The organism is Achromobacter sp. GW823-FHT04E03, from assembly GCF_058796095.1.
The window spans coordinates 1,278,338-1,297,729 of sequence record NZ_JBXAIJ010000001.1 but is presented as its reverse complement, the minus strand read 5'-3'; the positions used below and the strand labels follow the sequence as shown (position 1 = coordinate 1,297,729).

At 63.0% G+C, this 19,392-nt stretch carries 19 protein-coding genes; 5 read left to right on the top strand and 14 right to left on the bottom strand.

All coding sequences use genetic code 11. The features are described 5' to 3' along the window. Positions 1-33: 33 nt before the first annotated feature. Positions 34-606: an HD domain-containing protein gene (locus AC1RHV_RS06015; RefSeq protein WP_492300084.1), complete on the top strand. Its 573-nt coding sequence runs from the start codon at positions 34-36 to the stop codon at positions 604-606. Positions 607-631: 25 nt separating this feature from the next. On the opposite strand, the gene AC1RHV_RS06010 is transcribed toward AC1RHV_RS06015, so the two are convergent. From AC1RHV_RS06010 to AC1RHV_RS05970, 9 genes are all read right to left on the bottom strand, one after another. Continuing rightward, the gene (locus AC1RHV_RS06010) at positions 632-1,516 is read right to left on the bottom strand and encodes a DMT family transporter (RefSeq protein ID WP_175162306.1); all 885 of its coding nucleotides are present in this window, start codon (positions 1,514-1,516) and stop codon (positions 632-634) included. Between the two features lie 60 nt (positions 1,517-1,576). Beyond that, entirely contained in the window at positions 1,577-2,500 is a 924-nt protein-coding gene (locus tag AC1RHV_RS06005; RefSeq protein WP_492300082.1) for a bifunctional helix-turn-helix transcriptional regulator/GNAT family N-acetyltransferase, read from the bottom strand. 127 nt (positions 2,501-2,627) lie between these two features. Beyond that, entirely contained in the window at positions 2,628-3,488 is an 861-nt protein-coding gene (locus AC1RHV_RS06000; RefSeq protein ID WP_175162310.1) for a hypothetical protein, read from the bottom strand. 228 nt (positions 3,489-3,716) lie between these two features. Further along, the gene (locus AC1RHV_RS05995; protein WP_175162312.1) at positions 3,717-4,940 is read right to left on the bottom strand and encodes an LLM class flavin-dependent oxidoreductase; all 1,224 of its coding nucleotides are present in this window, start codon (positions 4,938-4,940) and stop codon (positions 3,717-3,719) included. After that, positions 4,937-5,695: an LLM class flavin-dependent oxidoreductase gene (locus AC1RHV_RS05990; RefSeq protein WP_492300080.1), complete on the bottom strand. Its 759-nt coding sequence runs from the start codon at positions 5,693-5,695 to the stop codon at positions 4,937-4,939. Before AC1RHV_RS05990 ends, AC1RHV_RS05995 begins: the two co-directional genes overlap by 4 nt. Further along, positions 5,688-6,725 (bottom strand): aliphatic sulfonate ABC transporter substrate-binding protein, encoded by a 1,038-nt coding sequence (locus AC1RHV_RS05985; protein WP_492300078.1) that lies wholly within the window; start codon positions 6,723-6,725, stop codon positions 5,688-5,690. The genes AC1RHV_RS05990 and AC1RHV_RS05985 overlap by 8 nt, the downstream gene beginning before the upstream one ends. Next, positions 6,718-7,572 carry an ABC transporter ATP-binding protein gene (locus AC1RHV_RS05980; RefSeq protein WP_492300077.1) on the bottom strand — a complete coding sequence of 285 codons (855 nt, stop codon included), beginning with the start codon at positions 7,570-7,572 and terminating at the stop codon, positions 6,718-6,720. Before AC1RHV_RS05980 ends, AC1RHV_RS05985 begins: the two co-directional genes overlap by 8 nt. After that, on the bottom strand, positions 7,569-8,396 hold the full coding sequence (locus AC1RHV_RS05975) for an ABC transporter permease (RefSeq protein WP_254593316.1): 828 nt from the start codon (positions 8,394-8,396) through the stop codon (positions 7,569-7,571). Before AC1RHV_RS05975 ends, AC1RHV_RS05980 begins: the two co-directional genes overlap by 4 nt. 279 nt (positions 8,397-8,675) lie before the next feature. Beyond that, on the bottom strand, positions 8,676-9,626 hold the full coding sequence (locus AC1RHV_RS05970; RefSeq protein WP_306652738.1) for a GlxA family transcriptional regulator: 951 nt from the start codon (positions 9,624-9,626) through the stop codon (positions 8,676-8,678). A gap of 151 nt (positions 9,627-9,777) precedes the next feature. Here AC1RHV_RS05970 and AC1RHV_RS05965 point away from each other — a divergent pair, with 151 nt between their 5' ends. Continuing rightward, positions 9,778-10,395 carry a cysteine hydrolase family protein gene (locus AC1RHV_RS05965; RefSeq protein ID WP_054456292.1) on the top strand — a complete coding sequence of 206 codons (618 nt, stop codon included), beginning with the start codon at positions 9,778-9,780 and terminating at the stop codon, positions 10,393-10,395. A gap of 42 nt (positions 10,396-10,437) precedes the next feature. Here the strand turns inward: AC1RHV_RS05965 and AC1RHV_RS05960 are convergent, their stop codons facing one another. Genes AC1RHV_RS05960 through AC1RHV_RS05945 form a run of 4 tightly spaced genes read right to left on the bottom strand, consistent with a single transcriptional unit; the run spans position 10,438 to position 15,209 of the window. Beyond that, positions 10,438-11,331: an NAD(P)-dependent oxidoreductase gene (locus AC1RHV_RS05960; RefSeq protein ID WP_492300074.1), complete on the bottom strand. Its 894-nt coding sequence runs from the start codon at positions 11,329-11,331 to the stop codon at positions 10,438-10,440. Continuing rightward, complete coding sequence (ilvD, locus tag AC1RHV_RS05955) at positions 11,328-13,070, bottom strand: dihydroxy-acid dehydratase (protein WP_492300072.1); 1,743 nt, start codon at positions 13,068-13,070, stop codon at positions 11,328-11,330. Before ilvD ends, AC1RHV_RS05960 begins: the two co-directional genes overlap by 4 nt. Before the next feature lie 34 nt (positions 13,071-13,104). Beyond that, positions 13,105-13,884, bottom strand: a complete 780-nt coding sequence (locus tag AC1RHV_RS05950; RefSeq protein ID WP_492300070.1) for an SDR family NAD(P)-dependent oxidoreductase — start codon at positions 13,882-13,884, stop codon at positions 13,105-13,107. Further along, a complete protein-coding gene (locus AC1RHV_RS05945; protein WP_492300068.1) occupies positions 13,881-15,209 on the bottom strand; it encodes an MFS transporter in 1,329 nt (442 codons plus the stop codon). The genes AC1RHV_RS05950 and AC1RHV_RS05945 overlap by 4 nt, the downstream gene beginning before the upstream one ends. Positions 15,210-15,495: 286 nt before the next feature. On the opposite strand from AC1RHV_RS05945, the gene AC1RHV_RS05940 reads away from it, so the two are divergent. Both AC1RHV_RS05940 and AC1RHV_RS05935 read left to right on the top strand, forming a co-directional pair. Next, positions 15,496-16,467, top strand: a complete 972-nt coding sequence (locus AC1RHV_RS05940; RefSeq protein ID WP_492300066.1) for a LysR family transcriptional regulator — start codon at positions 15,496-15,498, stop codon at positions 16,465-16,467. A 167-nt stretch (positions 16,468-16,634) separates the two neighbouring features. Beyond that, a complete protein-coding gene (locus AC1RHV_RS05935) occupies positions 16,635-17,435 on the top strand; it encodes a hypothetical protein (protein ID WP_492300064.1) in 801 nt (266 codons plus the stop codon). An 83-nt stretch (positions 17,436-17,518) separates the two neighbouring features. Here AC1RHV_RS05935 and AC1RHV_RS05930 read toward each other — a convergent pair whose 3' ends face one another. Next, on the bottom strand, positions 17,519-17,848 hold the full coding sequence (locus AC1RHV_RS05930) for a YciI family protein (RefSeq protein WP_492300062.1): 330 nt from the start codon (positions 17,846-17,848) through the stop codon (positions 17,519-17,521). 251 nt (positions 17,849-18,099) lie between these two features. Here AC1RHV_RS05930 and AC1RHV_RS05925 point away from each other — a divergent pair, with 251 nt between their 5' ends. Further along, positions 18,100-19,308: a PDDEXK-like family protein gene (locus tag AC1RHV_RS05925; RefSeq protein ID WP_492300060.1), complete on the top strand. Its 1,209-nt coding sequence runs from the start codon at positions 18,100-18,102 to the stop codon at positions 19,306-19,308. Positions 19,309-19,392: the final 84 nt, after the last annotated feature.

Here is a 19,392-nt window from a genome sequence, read left to right as displayed (position 1 = left end):
CCCATGGCCGCGCCGCATTGGGTTGGAATTGAAATGAATATCGAGAACATCAAAGGCCGGCTGGCCTTTCTGCAGGAAGCCGAAAAACTCAAGAGCGTGCTGCGTAGCGGATTCACGTCCACCGGCCGCCCCGAAAGCACGGCTGAACACAGCTGGCGCCTGTGCCTGATGGCCATGGCCTTCGAAGACGAGTTGGCCGGCCTGGACATGCTCAAGGTTCTGAAGCTGTGTGTGCTGCACGATCTGGGCGAGGCCATCCATGGCGACGTACCCGCGATCGAGAAACACCATCATCCGGATAAGGCCAGACAGGAGAAAGCCGACCTGCTGCACCTGACCCGTTCCCTGGATGAGCAACAGCGCGCAGGAATCCTGGCGCTTTGGCAGGAATATGAGGATGCCGCCACGCCGGAAGCCAAAGCCGTCAAGGCCCTGGACAAGCTGGAAACCATCCTGCAGCACACGCAGGGTTTGAATCCGCCGGATTTCGACTATGGGTTCAATCTGACCTACGGCCAGAAGCACACCGACGCGGATCCTTTGTTTGCGCTGGTGCGCAGCATCCTGGACGAGAAGACGCGCGCCCGGATCAATCCAGAAACCTGAACGGTTTGATGCTCCAGAGGCAGAGTCAAGCGGCGCTCGCGCGCCGTTCATGCGTGCCGAACCAGACGCCCGATAACACCAGAACAAAAGCCCCCGTCAGGCGCCAGGTCAGCGGATACGAGCCGCTCAGCAGCTCGATCAATACTGCCGTGATCGGCGCCAGCGCCTGAAACGACATTACCCGGCTTGCCTCCAGGCGGCTCAGCGCCCACAGCAGGCAAAAATAGCCCACTGCGCTGGAAAGCCCGATGAACACCACGTTCGCCCATTGAAAGCCGGACAGGCTGGGCAGCAATGGCGCGCTTCGCGCCAGGCAGACGCCCGCCAGGAACAAGACCGACACCAGCATCGCCACCACGCTGACATATATGGATGGATAGCGACGCAGGTACGGACGATATAAAAGACTGCAAGCCGCGCCGATGAAGGTCGCGCCCAACAAGGCGGCCCATGCCCAGCCATCTGCGGCGCTGCCCACCGCGGCGGCAGAGGGTTGCAGCAATAGCGCAATCCCCGAGACCGCCACGACCGCGCCGATCAGCCGCGGCCAGCTGAACTGCTCGCGTCCCGTGGCAATCGCCAGGCACAGCGTTACCAGCGGCAGCGTGGAAAACACCAGCGCGCAAGTGGCGGCCGGCAGCCGGGCCAGCGCGTAGTTCAACAGCAATATCAGCATCGCGAATTGCAGTATGCCCAGGCCCGCCACCGCGCAGAAATCCTTGGCCGTGAACCGTACAGACCATCGGCGCAGCATGGGCGCGGCAAGCACGAGCGCCCCGATGGCATAACGCAGGAAAGCCAGCGTCTCGGGCGACACGTTGCTCGACACCGCGCGGGTGGACACCATCGCGGCCCCCACAAGCGCGCCTGTGACGGCGGCGGCGCATATGGCCTGGGCGCGTTCACTCACCGGAGTCGAGCCTGTCCGTGGAAACGGATTTGATCTGGCCGCAGGGATGCATCGCGCTTCCTACAGATCCCGCGCCCAATACTGTCCCACCAGATCCTTGCCGAAGCTGTGGTGCTGTTCTTCCTCGACCAGTTCGAAGCCGGCCTTTTCATAGATCCGGCGCGCGTCCGTCAGCACGCTGTTGGTCCACAACACCATGTGCTTGTAGCCCGCCTGCCGCGCAAAACGCAGGCACTCGTCGACCAGCCGATGGCCTATGCCCAGCCCGCGCGCGGAGCCGTCCACATACAGCAGGCGCAGCTTCGCCGTGGTTTCGTCCTGCCGCACCACGAAGACAGAGCCCACCATCTTCCCGTCCTTCTCCGCGATCCAGCAGCGCTCGCGATCGCGGTCGAACTCCCGGATGAACTTCGCCACGATCTCGGCCACCAGCGCCTCGTACTCCGAGTTCCAGCCGAATTCTTGCGCATAGACCATGGCCTGGTTTGCCACCACCAGCCCCATGTCGCCCGGGCGCGGATCACGCAGCACATAGGGCATGGGGGCTTTGTCGCCGAGCAGGTTCTGGATTTCGTTCATGGCGTTGACCAGCTGCGCTTGCGCCGGCTCCGAAAGCTGTTTGAGGATGGCGATGATCTCGTTGCGCGACGCTTCATTGAGCGGAGCAAACGCCGCCCGGCCGGCCTCTGTCAGTTCCAGCAGGCCGACGCGGGCGTCCGCGGCCGAGCGCGTCTTGGCGATCAAGCCTTTCTTTTCGAAGCCCGAGATCACGCGGCTGACATACCCGGCGTCCAGGTTCAGTTCCCGGCACAGGTCCGACGTGCTGAGCGCCGGCCTGTGGGCCAGTTCATAAAGAATGCGGACTTCGGTCAGCGAGAACTCGCTGGCCAGCAGGTGCTCATGCAGGACGCCGATCTGGCGGGTGTAGAAACGGTTGAAATGCCGGACCGCTTCGGCGCGGTCGTAGAGCGATTGCTCTGTCATGGGGGAGTTCCAATTACTTGCTTAAGGCATATTATTGTTTGCTATAGGCAAGTAATTATATATATTTTGCTATGATTATTTCAAGGCTATAGATGTTTTCTATCAAATGATCGGGCCATTTTCCGCCTTAGTTGTCGGTGTTGGGAGTTTCAATCAACTCTTTCAGCGTCATTGCGGAAAGGCCGTGTAAACGCAAGGAGCTTCCCTCGGTCGGCTCTATCGTCACATTGCCGCTTACCGGATCAAAAAGGATGATGGTGCTTCCGGTTGACGCGACATGTCGGCCTTCTGCAATCATGGAACCGTTTCTCCAGAGAGCGAGGCATGGAGTGGCCTTGCTTTTGTTCTCTTGCTGGGCAGATGTCTTTGGAAGGTCGGAGAGAATCAATCTCTCATTTCTGCTGCCGATTGGGGTGCAATGCTCAGCGGAAACTATCCAGGTTTGGAGCTGTTTCATTGCCCCCACGTATCCCAAATAGGGAAGGAGGGCAAATAGAATCAGCACGGTCTTCATGGCGAAAATAAGTAGCCAAGGTGCAATGCTGAGTGCGGCTAGTGGAATGAAGCTGATTATTTCCTTGCGCAGCCATCTCCGGCCTCTTTGAATGAACTGCCAGCCAGGAATTTTGGAGAGCATGAGCGCGATGCTGCTTCCGGCCTTTATCACGGGTTCGCGCACTTTCGGCGTGTGCGAGCCAATGAAAACCAAGGTGATTGCGAGGCCTATGGCCGCCATGACGATGGCCAACAGTTTGAAGTTTTCGAGGGTGTGTATCTCGTCCGCAATTTCTATCCAGCCGGAAAACGCGTGACTGGAGAGATGCAGAAGATCTAGTGGCGTGTCATACGTCAATTCCGTAGGCACGCCAAAGCGGCTTTCAATGGCACTGGCTGCACCGTACCCCAGCATGGAGAGGGAAGCGGCTCCCAAAACCACCAATGAGGGTACGCCGATCACAAGTCCACGGATCAAGCCTTTTTCTGCCACATCAAACTCCTGTTTTCAATAAACCAGACTTAGCTAGATTTACGGCAGGAGCGGATGTAAATGTACTGATATGGCGGGATTTTCTTTGTGCCTCTGGAGTCGCGTGGGCAGATGCTCGTCGATTGCGGGCGATCGCGCCGCTTTGCCCCATTTCATAGGCCCTTGGCCTACTGCGGCAGACGAATGCCTTTTCAGACCCTCATCTGGGGGGCATTGCGCAGATATTTCCTAGATTCGCTCGCCCAGCCCTTCCATCGGCAACCCCAGGCGCTCACGCAAGCCCGCTTGCCGCTCTCCATTCCGCAGCAAGCCGCGTCGGCGTAGCAAGGGCACGACTTCGTCCACGAACAACTGGAACTCGCTGGGGAAAGCATGCGGCATCAGCATGAAGCCATCGGCCGCGCCCTGTTGGAACCACTCGGCAATCAGGTCCGCGATGCTCTCCGGCGTGCCGCTCAGGCTGGCATGGCCGCGACTGCCCGCAAGTAACTGGAGCAACGCACGGATGGTCGTCGGGCGGTGGCGTTCGATTACCGAAGCGATTACCCCGAAACGGCTTTTTATCCCTTCGAATCTATCGATGTCACCCAATATCGGCGGCAGGGGACCGTCCAGGTCGTGGGCTCCCAGATCGATTCCAAAGCCAGCCAGCCACGCCAGCGAAGCTTCCGGCACGATCAACTCGTCAAGGTCGCGCTTTTTGCGGCGCGCCTCTTCAACCGTGCTGCCGATGGCGGGGCTGATGCCGGGTATGAGCTTCACAGCACCAGGCTTGCGTCCATGCGCCGCGGCGCGTGTCAGCAAGTCGTGACGAAACGCATGTGCCTCCCCGATGGTGTTTTGCGCGGTGAATACCAGTTCGGCATAGCGCGAGGCGAAGTCGCGGCCATCCGATGAGGACCCGGCCTGCACCAGAACCGGATGCGACTGGACTGGCGCTGGCACGTCCTGTCCTTTGCGCCAAAGCTGCAGCACGTCTTGAACAGCCTGCGCGCCGATCTGGTAGCGCTGCTGATGCGGTACGGGCTTGTCCTGTCCAAAATTGGCGGCTGCCGCGGGATCGCCATTGGTCACGATGTTCCAGAGGGCGCGTCCGGCGCTGACATGATCCAACGTGGAAAAGGTGCGCGCAATTTCTTCCGGCGTGCTCAGCGTGGCCGATCCTGTTGCGATCAAGCCCAGCCGTTCGGTCGCCTGCGCGACACCCGACAGGAGCGTCAGCGGATCCAGTTCCCAGCGCGGGCTATGGCGCGCGCCCGGATTGAACACGAAGAAATCCGCGACGAACATGGCATGGAAGCCCCCAGTCTCGGCGAGGCGGGCGATTTCCTGGTGATAGCGGATGTCACGCAGGCGTTCTGGTTGAGCTTGGGGCAGCCGCCAAGCCCCCTCGTGGTGGCCCGCGACAAAGGCGTTCACGAGCAGAATCAACGATCGATCTTGAGCGGTCATGGATTTGGGGCGGCGGCAAGACGGTTGGAGTACTGCGGGGGAATGTCCGATAGGCCTAACTCGCGCCGCAGCGTCCGAGGCGGCCGTCCGGCGGTATCCGCGACGCCCGGTTCGAACCGGGCGCGCAGCTTGCGCCATGCGGTCGGAACTGCCACGACGTCAATCCACTCACTGAAAGAGACATCCGCAGTGCTGTCATCGCCCACCCTGGGCAGGCGGCCCTGCGGCGGTCGAGGAATATCGAGCGGGCCTGCCACGCGATAGAACGGCCCTGCGTGGTCCGCTGCCGCGATCCGATCCGTATCGATGTAGACGCCGCTGCGCTTGTCGAATCGATGGGCATCGTCATCCCAACTATCCCAGAGCGCATGCACCGCATCGACGTAGTCCCGAATGCGGCCAGGTTCGCGAGCGCCAGTCAGCGACCAGCCAATCCTGCCGCCACTGATGTGATCGAGCGCCGCCAGTCGGCGGGCAGCGGTATAGGGATGGGTTTCGGCAGCGTCGACTTCGGCGAGCAGGCCTATGCGTGCGGTCAGCGGCGCCAGCGCGCCTACCACGGTCAAAGGTTCCAGCGCGCCGCGTCCGCCTGTGATCAGCGCCGCGCTTGCGCCCAACGCTTCAGCTTCGAGCACGATGTCGCGAACGGCTTGGAAATCAGGGCGCGCCGCAGGCCGAAGCACCAGCCGCGCCGGCAAGGCCCGGGGTTGATCATCCGTGTTTTGGGGCGCTATGCCTTTGTTTGATTCAGGCATGGGGCACTCCCGCCGGGATCGGGTTGGAGGGATCACGGGCGGATCCCAAATATCCCGTCAGGTCTGTGGCTGCGGCGTCTGCAGGATCGACAAACTTGTCCAGATCCAGGGGCTTGCGGATCATTCGATTGCCCAACAGGAACTCGACTGAACGCCTCAGTTCGGCCAACGCTTGCGCGTCCAGACGCGGGACCCAGGTGGAACGGCTGAATGCGGTCAACGTCTGCGCCGGGCTCAATCCGAAAACAGGAGCCAGCTCGGCGGCCGTTTCCTGGGGCCGGCGTTTCAGCGCGTCGGCGCCGCGGGCGATACCGCGCAGGTAGGCCTGGACATACTCGGGCTTCTGCTGGATGAGCGATGCGGAGGCGATGATGGGAATCAGATTGCTCTTGAGGCCCTTGCCATCGCGCAGCGTGCGTGCCTGGCCTTCGGTCTCCAACTGAGTGAAGACGGGGTCCCACACCAGCGCGGCGTCAATATCGCTATTGAGCAGCGCCGTGTTCATGTCCTGCAGAGACAGGTTGAGAAACTGTACGTCCGTCAGTTTCAGGCCGGATTCGGCAAGGATAAGCGCCAGCAGTTCATGCACGTTTCCCCCGCGCAACGTCGCCACCTTCTTACCCTTGAGCTCTGCCACGCTCTGGAATGGCGCATCCTTGCGCACCATCAGCGCCAGCGTTTCCTCTCCCTTGTATGACAGACCGATAATGCGATCGTCGATTCCGGAAGCGCGGCCGATCAATGCGGCAGTGTCACCGAGCGCGGCGATGTCCAGGTCGCCGGAAGCAAACGCCTCATTGATCGGCGGGCCGCCGGAAAATTGCGTCCAGATGACTTTGACGTCGTCGTGGCCGGCCTTTTTCAGTTCCTCTTCCACCCAGCCGTATTGCCGGGCCAGCAGGCTTGCCGAGTACGGCACGAAGGGCATGACGCCCAGGCGCAGCGTATCGGTGGCGTGGGCCGCCATGGAGCAGAGCAAGACTGCGCCGAAGACCGCCGCTGTCATGAGGTTCCGGAATCGTTCATGCATGGGTGCCACCTGCTATCGGGGTGTAAGCCGTATCGCCATGCTCTGGCACGTTGCTTGGCGGCGCTCCGGAGGCATGTTGTAGAAACTGCTCGTAAAGCGACTGGCGCAAGGCCGCGAAGCTGGCGCTTGTCCTCTTGCGCGGGTGAGGCAACTCGACATCGACCACGGCCCGTACCGTGCCCGGCCTGCTCGACAGGACGGCAATCCGATCGCCCAGATAGACGGCTTCCTCGATGTCATGGGTGATCAGCACGGTCGTCACCCGTTCCTTCTCGCGGATTCGGAGCAACTCATCCTGCATCTGCAGCCGGGTGATGGTGTCCAGCGCGCCGAACGGCTCGTCCAGCAGCAGCACGCGCGGCTCATGCGCCAGCGCACGTGCAATGGCTACACGTTGGGCCATGCCGCCCGAAAGCTGTGCAGGATAGGTGTCGCGAAACGCCAATAGCCCAACCAACTCCAGCTTTCGGTCCACGATCTCCCGGCGTCTCTGGGCGGTCTCGCGGTGCAGGCCCAGTGCCACATTTTCCGCAATCGTCATCCAGGGCAGCAGGCGATGGTCCTGGAACACCACGCCGCGTTGGAGCGATGGCCCGGAGAAAGTCTGTGCGCCTAGCGTGACGCTGCCGCCATGATCGCCATCCAGCCCCGCCAGGATCCTGAGCAAGGTGCTCTTGCCGCAACCGCTGGTCCCCACTACACAGGTAATGCTGCCTTCGGGAAAGACGAGATCTATGTTCACCAACGCAGCCACATGCTGGCCATGGGGACCCAGGTATTGCTTGCTCACATTCAGGGCTTGCATGCCGTTGCCTGCCCGTTGCTGCGCTTGCGATAGGACGTTCATGTGCGTGTCATCCCCTTGAACTGAGGACGCCAGAGGACCAGCGGCTGTTCCACCGCGCGTAGAACGTCGTCAGTGATCTTCCCAAGCACACCCAGGGTAAGCATGCCCGCCAGCACCAAATCCGCCTGGGACATCGCCCGGCCGTCCATGATCAGAAAGCCCACTCCGCTGGGCGCTGCTATCAGCTCGGCGGCTACAACGCACATCCAGGCCATGGCCAGGCCTACGCGCAGACCGCTCATGATCTGCGGCGCAGCGCCCGGGAGCATGATCTTGCGGATGAACAGATGGCGGGGCAGCTCCAGCGTCCGGGCCAGCTCCACGTAGCGTCGGTCCGTCTGGCGGATGGCGTCCACGGTAGTCGTCAGAATCGGGAAAAAGCTGCCGAGCACGATGATGAAAATCTTGGCGCCTTCGTCAATGCCAAACCAGAGGACCGACAGCGGAATCCAGGCGATAGGGGGAACCGGCTTGAGTATTTGAATCAGGAAATCCACGAATCGCTCCAGGCGGTTGAAGATTCCCATGGAGATTCCCAATGTCAGCGCCAGCGCGGCAGCCGCGACGAAGCCCTGTATCACTCGCAGGCCGCTGGCGCTGACGTGGCGCCAGAGTTCTCCGCTGTCGATCAGGTACGCCACCGTCTCGGCGACATGGAGCGGGGAGGGCAAGAGGGTGGGCGAAATCAGGCCTGTGACGGAAGCCGATTGCCAAGCCGCGATAATGATGAGCGGCAGGCTGAGGCGTCCTGCAAGGGCGTGTGCGCCGCCGCGCAGCGCACGCATCGCCCGCAAGAAAAAGACTCCCTGTGTCTCATTGGACATTCTTCTCTTCATCGCTTTCCGGTGTGATGCCGCTGGATGATTAATAAGCGCCGCGACGATTGATGGCCATGGGCGGTTTGATCCGGCTCTCTGTGCGAGGCGCGGCTGATGAAAAAAATATAGCGTGGGGAGAAGGGAGGCTAAATCTTGTTTTTGACTATGCTTAGTTGGCGAGCGCCAGCTTGAAAAGACAAACTCTGTTTGAATTATTTGTTGCGCCGCGCGCATCGATCAAACCTGGCCGGCATCCGAGCCTTGGTTCGTCGATACAAAACGCCATCACCGCTGCCGGAACTGCTTCCGATAAGCGGCAGGCGACACCGAAAACGCCGCCGTGAAATGCTGCCGCAGCGACACCGTCGACCCGAACCCCGTAGCCTCGGCCACCCGGTCCACCGACAGCCCGCCCGTCTCCAGCAGGCGCTGCGCCGCAGCCAGCCTGTGGTTCAGCACCCATTGCGTCACCGTCGTGCCCGTCTTCAGCTTGAAGCGGCGCGTGAAATTGCGGCGGCTCAGTCCGGCGTGGTCGGCCAGGCGGTCCAGCCCCAGCGGCTCCTGCAAATGCTCGATGGCCCATTCCATCGCGACGCTTATCGGGTCGCCGCCGTCCTCCCGCGTCAGCGGCCGTTCGATGTACTGCGCCTGCCCGCCATCGCGGTGCGGCGCCATCACCATGCGGCGGGCCACCCGGTTAGCGAGTTCTGCGCCATGGTCGCAGCGCAGCAGGTGCAGGCAGCAATCGATGGCGGCCGCCGTGCCGGCCGATGTCAGGATGTCGCCGTCGTCCACGTACAGGGCCTTGCGGTCGAGACGGATCTGCGGGTACTTGCGGGCGAAGTCGTCGCTCCAGACCCAGTGCGTCGAAGCCGGGCGGCCGTCCAGCAGGCCGGCCTCCGCCAGCACAAAGGCGCCCAGGCATAAGCCGATGACCCGCGCGCCGCGCGCATGCGCTTCGCGCAGGGCCTGCAGCATGGTTGCCGGCGGGCGCTCGTCCGGATCGCGCCAGGCGGGCACGATCACCGTGTCGGCCTCGGCCAGGGCCGAATAGTCGTGCGGCACATGGATATCGAAACCCGACATGGTCGCGACGGGTCCGACCGCTTCGCCGCAGACCAGCAGGCGGTAGCGCGGCACGCCGAGGCGGGCCAGGTCATCGCCGAACACCATGCAGGGCACGGACAGGTGGAAGGAACTGATGCCCGCGAAGGCGACGACGGCGATGGTATGCATGGCACAAGAGGCAGGAATGCGGATTTGGCCCGATCCTATCACTAATTCGTATTCGGGCCACTTTCGGGTTAATGCCCGATGGCGCATCCTTGATGCCGTTCGCCCTCGTGCGTGAACGGCACACTAAACGCCTACAGATCAAGGACCTACGATGAACCACCCGACCATTCGCGCCATCGCCGGCGCCACCGCCCCGCAGTCCATCGACCCGGCCAGCACCGCCTTGCTGGTGATCGACTTCCAGAATGAATACTTCAGCGGCAGGCTGCCCATCCCTGAAGGCCCCGCGGCCCTGCGCAACGCCGCGCAGCTCGTTGCCCACGCCGATCAGCATGGCATCCCGGTCTTCCACATCCAGCACGCCACGCCCGCCGGCAGCCCGGTCTTCGCCGACGGCAGCACGGGCATCGAATTCCACCCCGACCTGAGCCCCGCGCCGGGCCATACGGTGCTGCGCAAGTCCACGGTCAGCGTGTTTCCCAGCACCGACATCGACCAGCGCCTGAAGGCGGCTGGCGTACGCACGCTGCTGATCACCGGCCTGATGACGCACGCCTGCGTCGCTGGCGCGGCCCGCGACGCAGTGCCGCTGGGTTATCAGGTGATCGTGGCGGCCGATGCCTGCGCCACGCGCGACCTGGATACGGGTGCGGGGGAACAGTCGGCCTTGCCGCATGCGATGCTGCATCGCGCCGCGCTGGCGAGCATCGATGACACTTTCGGCGACATCATGACGACGAAGCAGGTGCTGGAGTTGCCGTTGGGTTGACGGAGGATGGGGGGCGCCAGGCGCTCCCCATCGTGCAGTCCATTACGCGCCGGCCTGGCTCTCCGCTTCACCGATCCGGAAAACTTGAGATAGATCCCAATCTCCCATGCCGCGCTGCGCGGCATCCTGCAGCAGCCGGCGCACTTCCGGCAGCACGCGTTGGACCGTGGCGCTCGCTTCGGCCAGTTCGGCAATCGCGTCCAGATCCTTGAGCAGCACGCGCACCGTGCCGGTGGCATGCTCGGGCGGGTTCACCATGCGCGGCCACAAGGTTTGCAGCAGCACGGAGTCGGCCCAGCCGCCTTGCAGGGCCGAAGGCAGGACCGCCGTATCGATGCCGCTGCGCTTGGCCAGCACGAAGGCTTCGGCCAGGCCGGCGAGCGTGGTCGCGACGATGGCCTGATTGGCGAGCTTGGTGGTCTGGCCCGCGCCGACCTTCCCCATGCGCGTGACGCGCGCGGCGTAGGCGCGCAGCACGGGCGTCACGGCTTCGATCGTATCCGCCGGTCCGCCCGCCATGATGGCCAGCTTGCCGGCCGCTGCGCCGTCGGTGCCGCCCGAGACGGGCGCATCGATCCACACGCCGCCGGTCGCTGCCGTCCAACGCCCGGCCAGGGCGCGAGTGAGCGCGGGCGACAAGGTCGAATGGTCGATGAGGCAAGCGGGCGGCGTGGCGGCTTGCGCCAGCCCGTGCGCGCCGAACACCACGTCCTCCACGGCTTTGCCGTCGCCCAGGCAAAGCAGGGCGATGTCCACGCTCTCGCCCAGCGCCTGCGGCGTTGCCTTTGCCACGGCCCCGGCAGCGGCAAGCGAGTCGAGCTTCGCGCTGGAGCGGTTCCAGACGGCGACCTCGTGACCAGCGGCCAACAGCCGCCGGGTCATGGGTTCACCCATGCGGCCGATGCCGCAAAAACCGATGCGCGGCGTCTTCGTCATTCCTGGCCCCCTTGGGCAGGAGCTTCCCCGAGCGACGGTTCGTAAGGCCAGTTCACGGCCCCGGAATGGGTCACGGCGCCCAGCTTGGCCGGACGCACCAGCGCTTCATACTTCTCAAGCACGCCGCCCAGCCTGCCGCGCGCGAACGGTTGGCTGGCCTTCGCCCGTTGCGCGAGTTCCTCGTCGGAGAGCTCGACGTCCAGGCTCCCCTTGATTGCATCGATGTGTATGCGGTCGCCGTCGCGCAGCAGGCGTATCGGGCCGCCCGCCGCCGCTTCGGGGCCGACATAGCCGATGCACATGCCGCGTGTGGCGCCCGAGAACCGGCCATCGGTCAGCAGCGCGACCTTTTCTCCCATGCCTTGCCCGTAGATCGCGGCGGTCACGCTCAGCATTTCACGCATGCCCGGGCCGCCCTTGGGCCCTTCGTTGCGTATGACGAGGACGTCGCCTTCCCGATAGGTGCCGGCGGCAACCACGGCCATGCAGTCTTCCTCCGTCTCGAATACGCGCGCCGTGCCCGAGAACACCAGCTGCTTGAGGCCGGCCGTCTTCAGCGCGGCGCCGTCCGGGGCCAGATTGCCGCGCAGGACCACCAGCCCCGCGTTGGGCGAGAGCGGTTCGTCATGCGGCTTGACCACGCGGCCGTCCGGGCCGGGGAAGGCGCGCAGCGCCGTTTCCAGCGTTTCGCCGCTTTGCGTGAGCGTGTCGCCGTGTATATGCCCGCCCGCGAGCAGGGCGTTGAGCACCGCCGGCACGCCGCCGACATGATGCAGGTCCACGGCCAGATAGCGTCCGCCGGGTTGCATGTCGCCGATGAGCGGCGTGCGCGCCAGCACTTCCGAGACGTCGTCGAGCGTGAATGTGATGCCTGCCTCGTGGGCGATGGCCGGGATGTGCAGCATGGCATTGGTCGACCCGCCGGTGGCCGCGACGGCCGCGCAGGCGTTCTCCAGGCTCTTGCGCGTCACCAGGTCGCGCGGCAGCGGCCCGCCGTTGCGCAGCGCGCGCATGACGTTTTCGCCGGCGCGGCGGGCAATCGCGATGCGTTCGCTGTAGACGGCCGGCACCATCGCCGAGCCCAGCGGAGCCAGCCCCAGCACCTCAGCGACCATCGCCATGGTGTTGGCCGTGAATTGCCCCGGGCAGGAACCGGCGGTCGGCGTGCAGCGCTTTTCTATGCCGCGCAGCGTCTCGGCCGACATATCGCCGCGCTGCGCCGCGCCCACGGCCTCGATGGCCGTCAGGATCGTGGCCTGCGATCCGTCCGGGGCCACGCCCGGCAACATCGCCCCGCCGAACAGGAACACGCCGGGGACGTTCACGCGCACCATGCCCATCAGGATGCCGGGCAGGGTCTTGTCGCAACCGGCCACGCCGACCAGCGCGTCGTAGCAGTGGGCGCGCACGAACAACTCGACGCTGTCGGCAATGGTCTCGCGCGACACCAGCGAGAACCGCATGCCCGAGTGATTCATCGACGTGCCGTCGGAGACCGAGATCGCCGAGCCGCGTATCGGCACGCCGCCGCCGGCCGCGATCCCGAGACGGACGTTGTCCGAGATCTGGTTCAGCGACATGGAACAGGGCGTGTTCTCGCCGTACGTGTCGACGATGGCGACGAACGGCTTGTCGATGGCCTCGTCGTCCAGGCCCGTGGCGCGCAGGAAAGCGCGGTGCGGCGCGCGCGTCACGCCCTCGGTGACCGTGCGGGAGCGGTGTTTGTGCAGATCTTTCATGGATGGAATTCCTAGTATCAGTATCGGGGGAGGCTCAGGTATTGAGCATCAAGCCGTTTTCCAGGGCCAGCACCTGGCCGGTCATCGCCGGCGCGCGGGCGGCGATGAACCAGGCCAGGTCCGCGACTTCCGAAGGCTGCGACACCCGCTTGAGCGGCGCGTTCTCGCGCATGCCGTCGATCACGCGGGCGTAGGCCTCGTCGCCCAGCACGCGCCGCAGCAGGCCGTCGTCGACCATGCCCGGGGCAATGGCATTCACACGGACCTGCGGGGCGAGATTGCGCGCGAGCGACAGCGTCAGCGAATTGACCGCGCCCTTCGAGGCCGCATAGGCGATGGACGATCCCGTGCCATTCAAGGACGCCAGCGAAGAAATATTGATGACGCAGCCCGACGCCGCGCCTGCCGGACGCTCGCGCAACAGGCGAGCCGCGGCGCGCGTCATCTGGAACATGCCGATGAGGTTCACGCGATAGACGCGTTCGAACTCGCTGGCATCGACCGCTTCCAGGTCACCGTGCGGAATCACGCGGGTCGTGCCCGCGCTGTTCACGACCGCGTCCAGCCGTCCCCACTTCGCCGCGACGGCATCGACCATGCCGCGGCAGGCAGCGTCGTCGCCCACGTCGGCATCCACGACGATGGCCTGCGCGCCGGCCTCGCTGCACTGCGCGGCCACCGCCTCGGCCGCCGCCCGCGTGCCGTCGTCGAAATTGTTGATGGCCACGGCCCAGCCTTCACGCGCGAAACGCAGGGCCGTGGCGGCCCCGATGCCGCTGGCCGCACCGGTTACCAGACAGACGGGCATGCTCATGCTTGCTCCCGCTTCGTACGCAGCGACATGGCGATGAAGGCCCCGCCGACCAACGCGCAGGCCAGCAGGATCATGCCGGGCAGCAGCTGCCCCGTGGCGTCCTTGAGAAAGCCGATGACATAGGGGCTGACGAAGCCGGCCAGGTTGCCGACCGAGTTGATCAGCGCGATGGCCGCTGCAGCGCCCGCGCCGCTCATCATCGCCGTGGGGATGCCCCAGAAGACCGGCGCGATCGAATTGATGCCGATGGCGGCGACGATAAGGGCGGCCATCGACCACCACAGGTGTTCGGCAAGCAGCACCGATACCAGCATGCCGACGGCGCCCAGCACACAGCACACGGCAACGTGGATGCGGCGTTCGTTCGTGCGGTCCGCATGGCGCGCGATGAGTATCATCGCCACCGCGCTGACCAGCGACGGCACCGCCGACAGCAGGCCGATATTGCCCAGATTGGCCACGCCCGCGGCCCGTATCATCGTCGGCAGCCAGAACACCAGGCCGTAGTTGCCCATGGCGATGCAGAAATAGAGCAGGCCGAGCAGCCACACTTTACGGTCGCCGAACACCTGCCGCACGCTATGGCGGGCGCGGGTGCTGTCGTCGGCCGCCAGATCCTGCGCCAGCAGGCGCTTCTCGTCCGCGTTCAGCCACTTCACCGTCTCGATCCGGTCCTGCAGCATGAAGAAGGCGGCAATCCCGACCAGCAGCGACCCCAGGCCTTCGACCAGGAACAGCCACTGCCAGCCGGCCAGGCCATGCATGCCGCCAAACCGCTCCATGATCCAGCCGGACAGCGGACCGCCGATGGCGCCCGACACCGGAATGGCCACCATGAACAGCGCGATGATCTGCGAGCGGCGGCTCGACGGGAACCAGGTCGACAGATAAAGCACGATGCCCGGGAAGAAGCCGGCTTCCGCCACCCCCAGCAGGAAACGCAGCAGATAGAACGACAGCGGTCCCTGCGCGTACATCGTCAGACAGGAAATGATGGACCACGTGACCATGATGCGCGCGATCCAGATGCGCGCGCCCACGCGATGCAGGATCAGATTGCTGGGTACTTCAAAAATGAAGTAACCCAGAAAGAAAATGCCGGCCCCCAAGCCGTAGACCGTTTCCGACATCGACAGGTCGGCCAGCATTTGCAACTTGGCGAAGCTCACGTTCACGCGGTCGATGTAGGCGACGATGAACGACAGGAACAGGAACGGCATGATGCGCCAGGCCAGCTTGCGGTACAGCGCGTCTAGCTGCGCAGGATTCTGCGCGGCCTGCGCGCCGGCATAGGCCGGCGCGCCGCCGGAAAGGGACGAGCTCATGGGTGTTGTCTCCGTGGGTGTGTGCCATGGGGCACATCGAGTTATTCGGCAGCCTGCGAGTTCGGTTATGCGATGCGGCATCGGCGTGGGATCAATCCTTGCTCCCGGTTATTCGTCGATGCTTCATGAGAAGCCCGCGCTACAGTGCTGTCCGTTCGAAGGGTACGGGCTGCTCGCATTCGGCGGCAAATCACACTTTCCGCATTCGGCATTACCGTTTGGTTATGATTGACGGCTTGTGCCATGACCCGATGGCGACCGATACCCCCGTCTTTCCATTCACGACATGTCCGCCAGCACGCCGTCCGACAATTCGATAGAACGCTTCTTCCGCAGCGGCCTGAAGCTTGGGCATCTGCGCATCCTGGTGGCGCTGGGCGAGCTGCGCCAGGTGACGCGGGTGGCCGCGGCGTTCCACGTCACGCAGCCTGCCATCTCCAAGCAGATCGCGGAGATCGAGGAGGCGCTGGCCACGCCGGTCGTGCGCCGCGTAGGCAACGCCATCGAATTGACGCGCATAGGCCGCGTGCTGGTCGAACGCGGGCGCGAGATCCTGCGCCAGATCGAACTGGCGCGGCGCGACGTCAAGGCGCTGGCCTCTGGCACGGCCGGCCACGTCAGATTCGGCGCCGTTGTGACGATTCCCCAGCCCCTGATCGCGCATGCCGTCGAACTGTTCACGCGGCGCGCGCCGAACGCCTCGTTCTCGTTCGTCGAAGCCACGCTCGACCGCCTGCTCAAGATGATGGACGAAGGCAATCTCGACCTGGCCTTGGGCCGCAACCGCGTGACAGGATATCTTCCGGTGATGCGCCACGAGTCCTTGCATCACGAGCCGTTCGTGTTCGTGGTGGGTACGCGCCACCCATTGGGCGGTCCCGACACCCCCGTGGCCTGGAACGACCTGCAGGACGTGCGCTGGATCACGCCCATGCAGGGTTCGCCCGCTTTTGCGACCATGGTCGAGATCCTGGCCGAACATGGCGTGACCCTGTTGCGTCCGACCATCGAGTCCAGTTCATTGGCGCTGAACCTGTCCTTGCTGCGCGACGGGGGATACGTCTCGATCCTGCCGCTGTCGCTCGCGCGGCGCTACGTGCAGCGCGGAACCATGCGGATGCTGCCGCTGCCGCCGCTGGGGCCATTGGGCGAGGCGATTCTGTATTGGCGCGAAGATACGACGACATCCACCACGGAGCTGTTTGCCGAGTGCTTGCGGGAGTCGTCGGCGGAATTGATTGATGCTGCGGGCGCGTAGCGAGCCGCTGATCGCCTTGTTTTGGCGTGGACACGGTCCGTCCTAAATGGATCGCGCCATCTCCGTATACCCTTGACGCTTTAATTATGGCTACCGCGGATGGCGACACAGCCCGCCGTCGCCTTCGCAGACTTTATTTAGACATTTCAACAGAGCGAGTCCCATTAATGTCCGAACACCACCAGTTCCTGTGCCCCCGCGACCTGCATTTGCCGCCACCCGACTGGCGGGCGCTGGAAACCAAGCTGCTGGAAGGCGGATACGTACTCGAGCCGCGCGGCGACAATATCCCGTACCGCGCCTTGCTGAACCTGAGCTTCGGCCTGGCCACCCTGAACGAGGGCTCGTACCAGCATCAGGAACCGTTGCGCACCACAGGCGACGTGATCGCGATGTACGTGCGGGCAGGGTATCTGCCTGCGGATATTCCCATTCGCCATAACGACACCATGGCCGAAGCTCTGGAGTTGTTGGCCAGCCACGGCATCACGCCCGGGGAACTGTATGCGGATAATGAGGGCAGTGACTGGAACAGCCCGCAATACTGCCTGGGGCCTGCGGCAAGACCCTATCTCACTCCTGACACCCAAGCCTCCTACGACGCAGATCCCAGGAATTTTCCGCTGGTGCTGCTGGCCTACGACGGCCCTGAGCCGCGCGTGGCGGTGGGGGAAAATCTCTCCGAGCCCAGTTTGCCGGGTTCAGACGTACTGCTGGAATCCATGCCGCCGTTTGACTCGCATGTTGATTTCATTGGGGCGGCTTATGAGGATCCCGCTGCGCGGTGGCATTGCGCGGAGAATTGCTGCGATTACCGGATCTTGGAGTTGGATTGGCAGTACAGCCTGGCGATGGGGTTTCGGATGGTTCGGATGGAATGGTTGGATGAGGGTAGCGCCAGGGGGCTGGCCAGGCTGGTCGAGGGGCTGACGGGGCAGGTCATGGTTTGTAGCCATCGGCATTTGTGAATGCAGGGTAGGGGATAGGCAGCTGGGTTGCCATTCCCTTGTTCTTGCGGGACATAAACCTACGGTGTAAATGAGAGGTGCCGCTACGGCTGTTCCAGCGGCCACACTTCGACGACCCCGTGCGCGACGGCGCAGGGTGTTTGCGACACCATCGCTATAGCTTCGGCCATGTCGGCGGCTTCGATGATGGCGAAACCGGCTACGGGTAAGGCGGATTTCATGAATGGGCCGGGCGTTGTTTCGACCCGAGTGGCCTCGTGGTTACGAACTTGTACTGGCGTGCCTGCAATGCCCATCAACACGCCGTCTGCCTGCAAGTTTGCGTCGTGCGCATGCGCTGCGTTTCGGATGGCCGCGGGCGTACGATCGTAGCCCTCTTGATCGCCATATCCGATGGTTACGAACTTTGGCATGGGTTACCCCCCCCCTTGTGCGTGGGAGAAATGGTGTTTGGCTGCAATCTGCCGAGAGAATTGTAGTCTGACATCATTTTTTGCGAGGTCGCCAGCGGCTCATCACTAACGGCGGCTCGAGGCCAGAAGCGGTCTTCGCTGGCATGCGTCAAGTCGAAGAATGGCTAGTATTCCAACGTATTTTCCCTCGATAGTGCGCTCCCAAATGCGCGTAAAGTCGACGCGTTTCAACGCGAGAGGAGAAAATGCCAATGGCTCCGGGAAAAGACGATTTGACTCAGGTGGAGCAAGATCTCCTGGACCTGATGACAGCCCTGACCAAGTTAGAACGCGACCATCGGATCCGCAAAGGATTCAATCTTTTCGAAGCACTGAACATCACCCGCCAGGAAATTCGCCATTCCCGCTTTTTGGCGTATTTGCTTGATCCGAACGAGACGCACGGCCTAGGCGATCAGTTCCTTCGCGCTATTTTGCGAACGACGATCGGCGATGACTCTCAATGTCCGGTGAGCCGGCTGGATGTAGAGCTCAAGGACCTTTCCGATGCGGCGGTCTATTGTGAGCGCGATCATTTCGACATAACCGTCCAGATCCCAGAACTGGAGCTGCTTTTCGTTATTGAGAACAAAGTCGGAGCCGCAGAAAGCGAAGCGCAACTCGAAACCTACCGCAAACGCGCCCAGGAGCGTTACGGTGAATATCGGTTCCTAGGGTGTTTCTTGACGCCAGATGGCTATGAAGGTGCGGACGAGAATTGGTTCACTCTTAGCTACGGAGCCGTCTGCGAAGTTCTTACGCGTATCCTGGGACAGGAAGCTCTCGCCGATGATGTCACCATCGCTATCAAACACTACATCGAACTTGTTCAAAGGAGAATTATGGCTTCCCCGGAGTTGGTCAGAGCTTGCCGAGAAATCTACCTTAAGCACAGGGCGGCGTTTGATCTCATTGTGGAACACGGACAGCAGTCCGCACTCGGAACAGCGTTCGATCAATTTGCGGCGGCCCACCCTGGACTGACGGTGACGACGTTGCGCTCGGAAGCGGTATTTTTCCATCACGAAAGTTGGTTGCAGTTGCCAGGTCGGCCTGTGGCTGACCGCGCTGCAGGTTGGACAAGCGACTTTCCGGTGCGTTTCTGGTTCCGTATCGAGGCAAATAGGCTCGCGCTATGCCTGCAAATGGGGCCCATATTGAGCCTGTCGGCAGAAAACAGCTGGATCGCGCTATTTGAAGCGCTTGCGCAGAAATTTGAAGTCAAAAGAGCTCCTAGAAGCACCCGAAGAGCGCGCGTAACACGGGTGAATATCGAACTTCAGGATGACTCTGTCCAAGAGCTGCTAGATGCCATGAACAAAGCGTGGAGCAAGCTGGCGAACGGCAAAGCAGCTGAGTCAGTTCGCTCTGCTTTGCAGGAGTGGATAGAGGGGTGTGAGATGGCCTCTTCATCGCGCTGACGCTGTTTCGAGTACTAGGGTTGGGCATTTCACGGCGACTGCAATGTCGCCGGCTGGTAGGCCGGCGATGTAAGAGCAAAATCC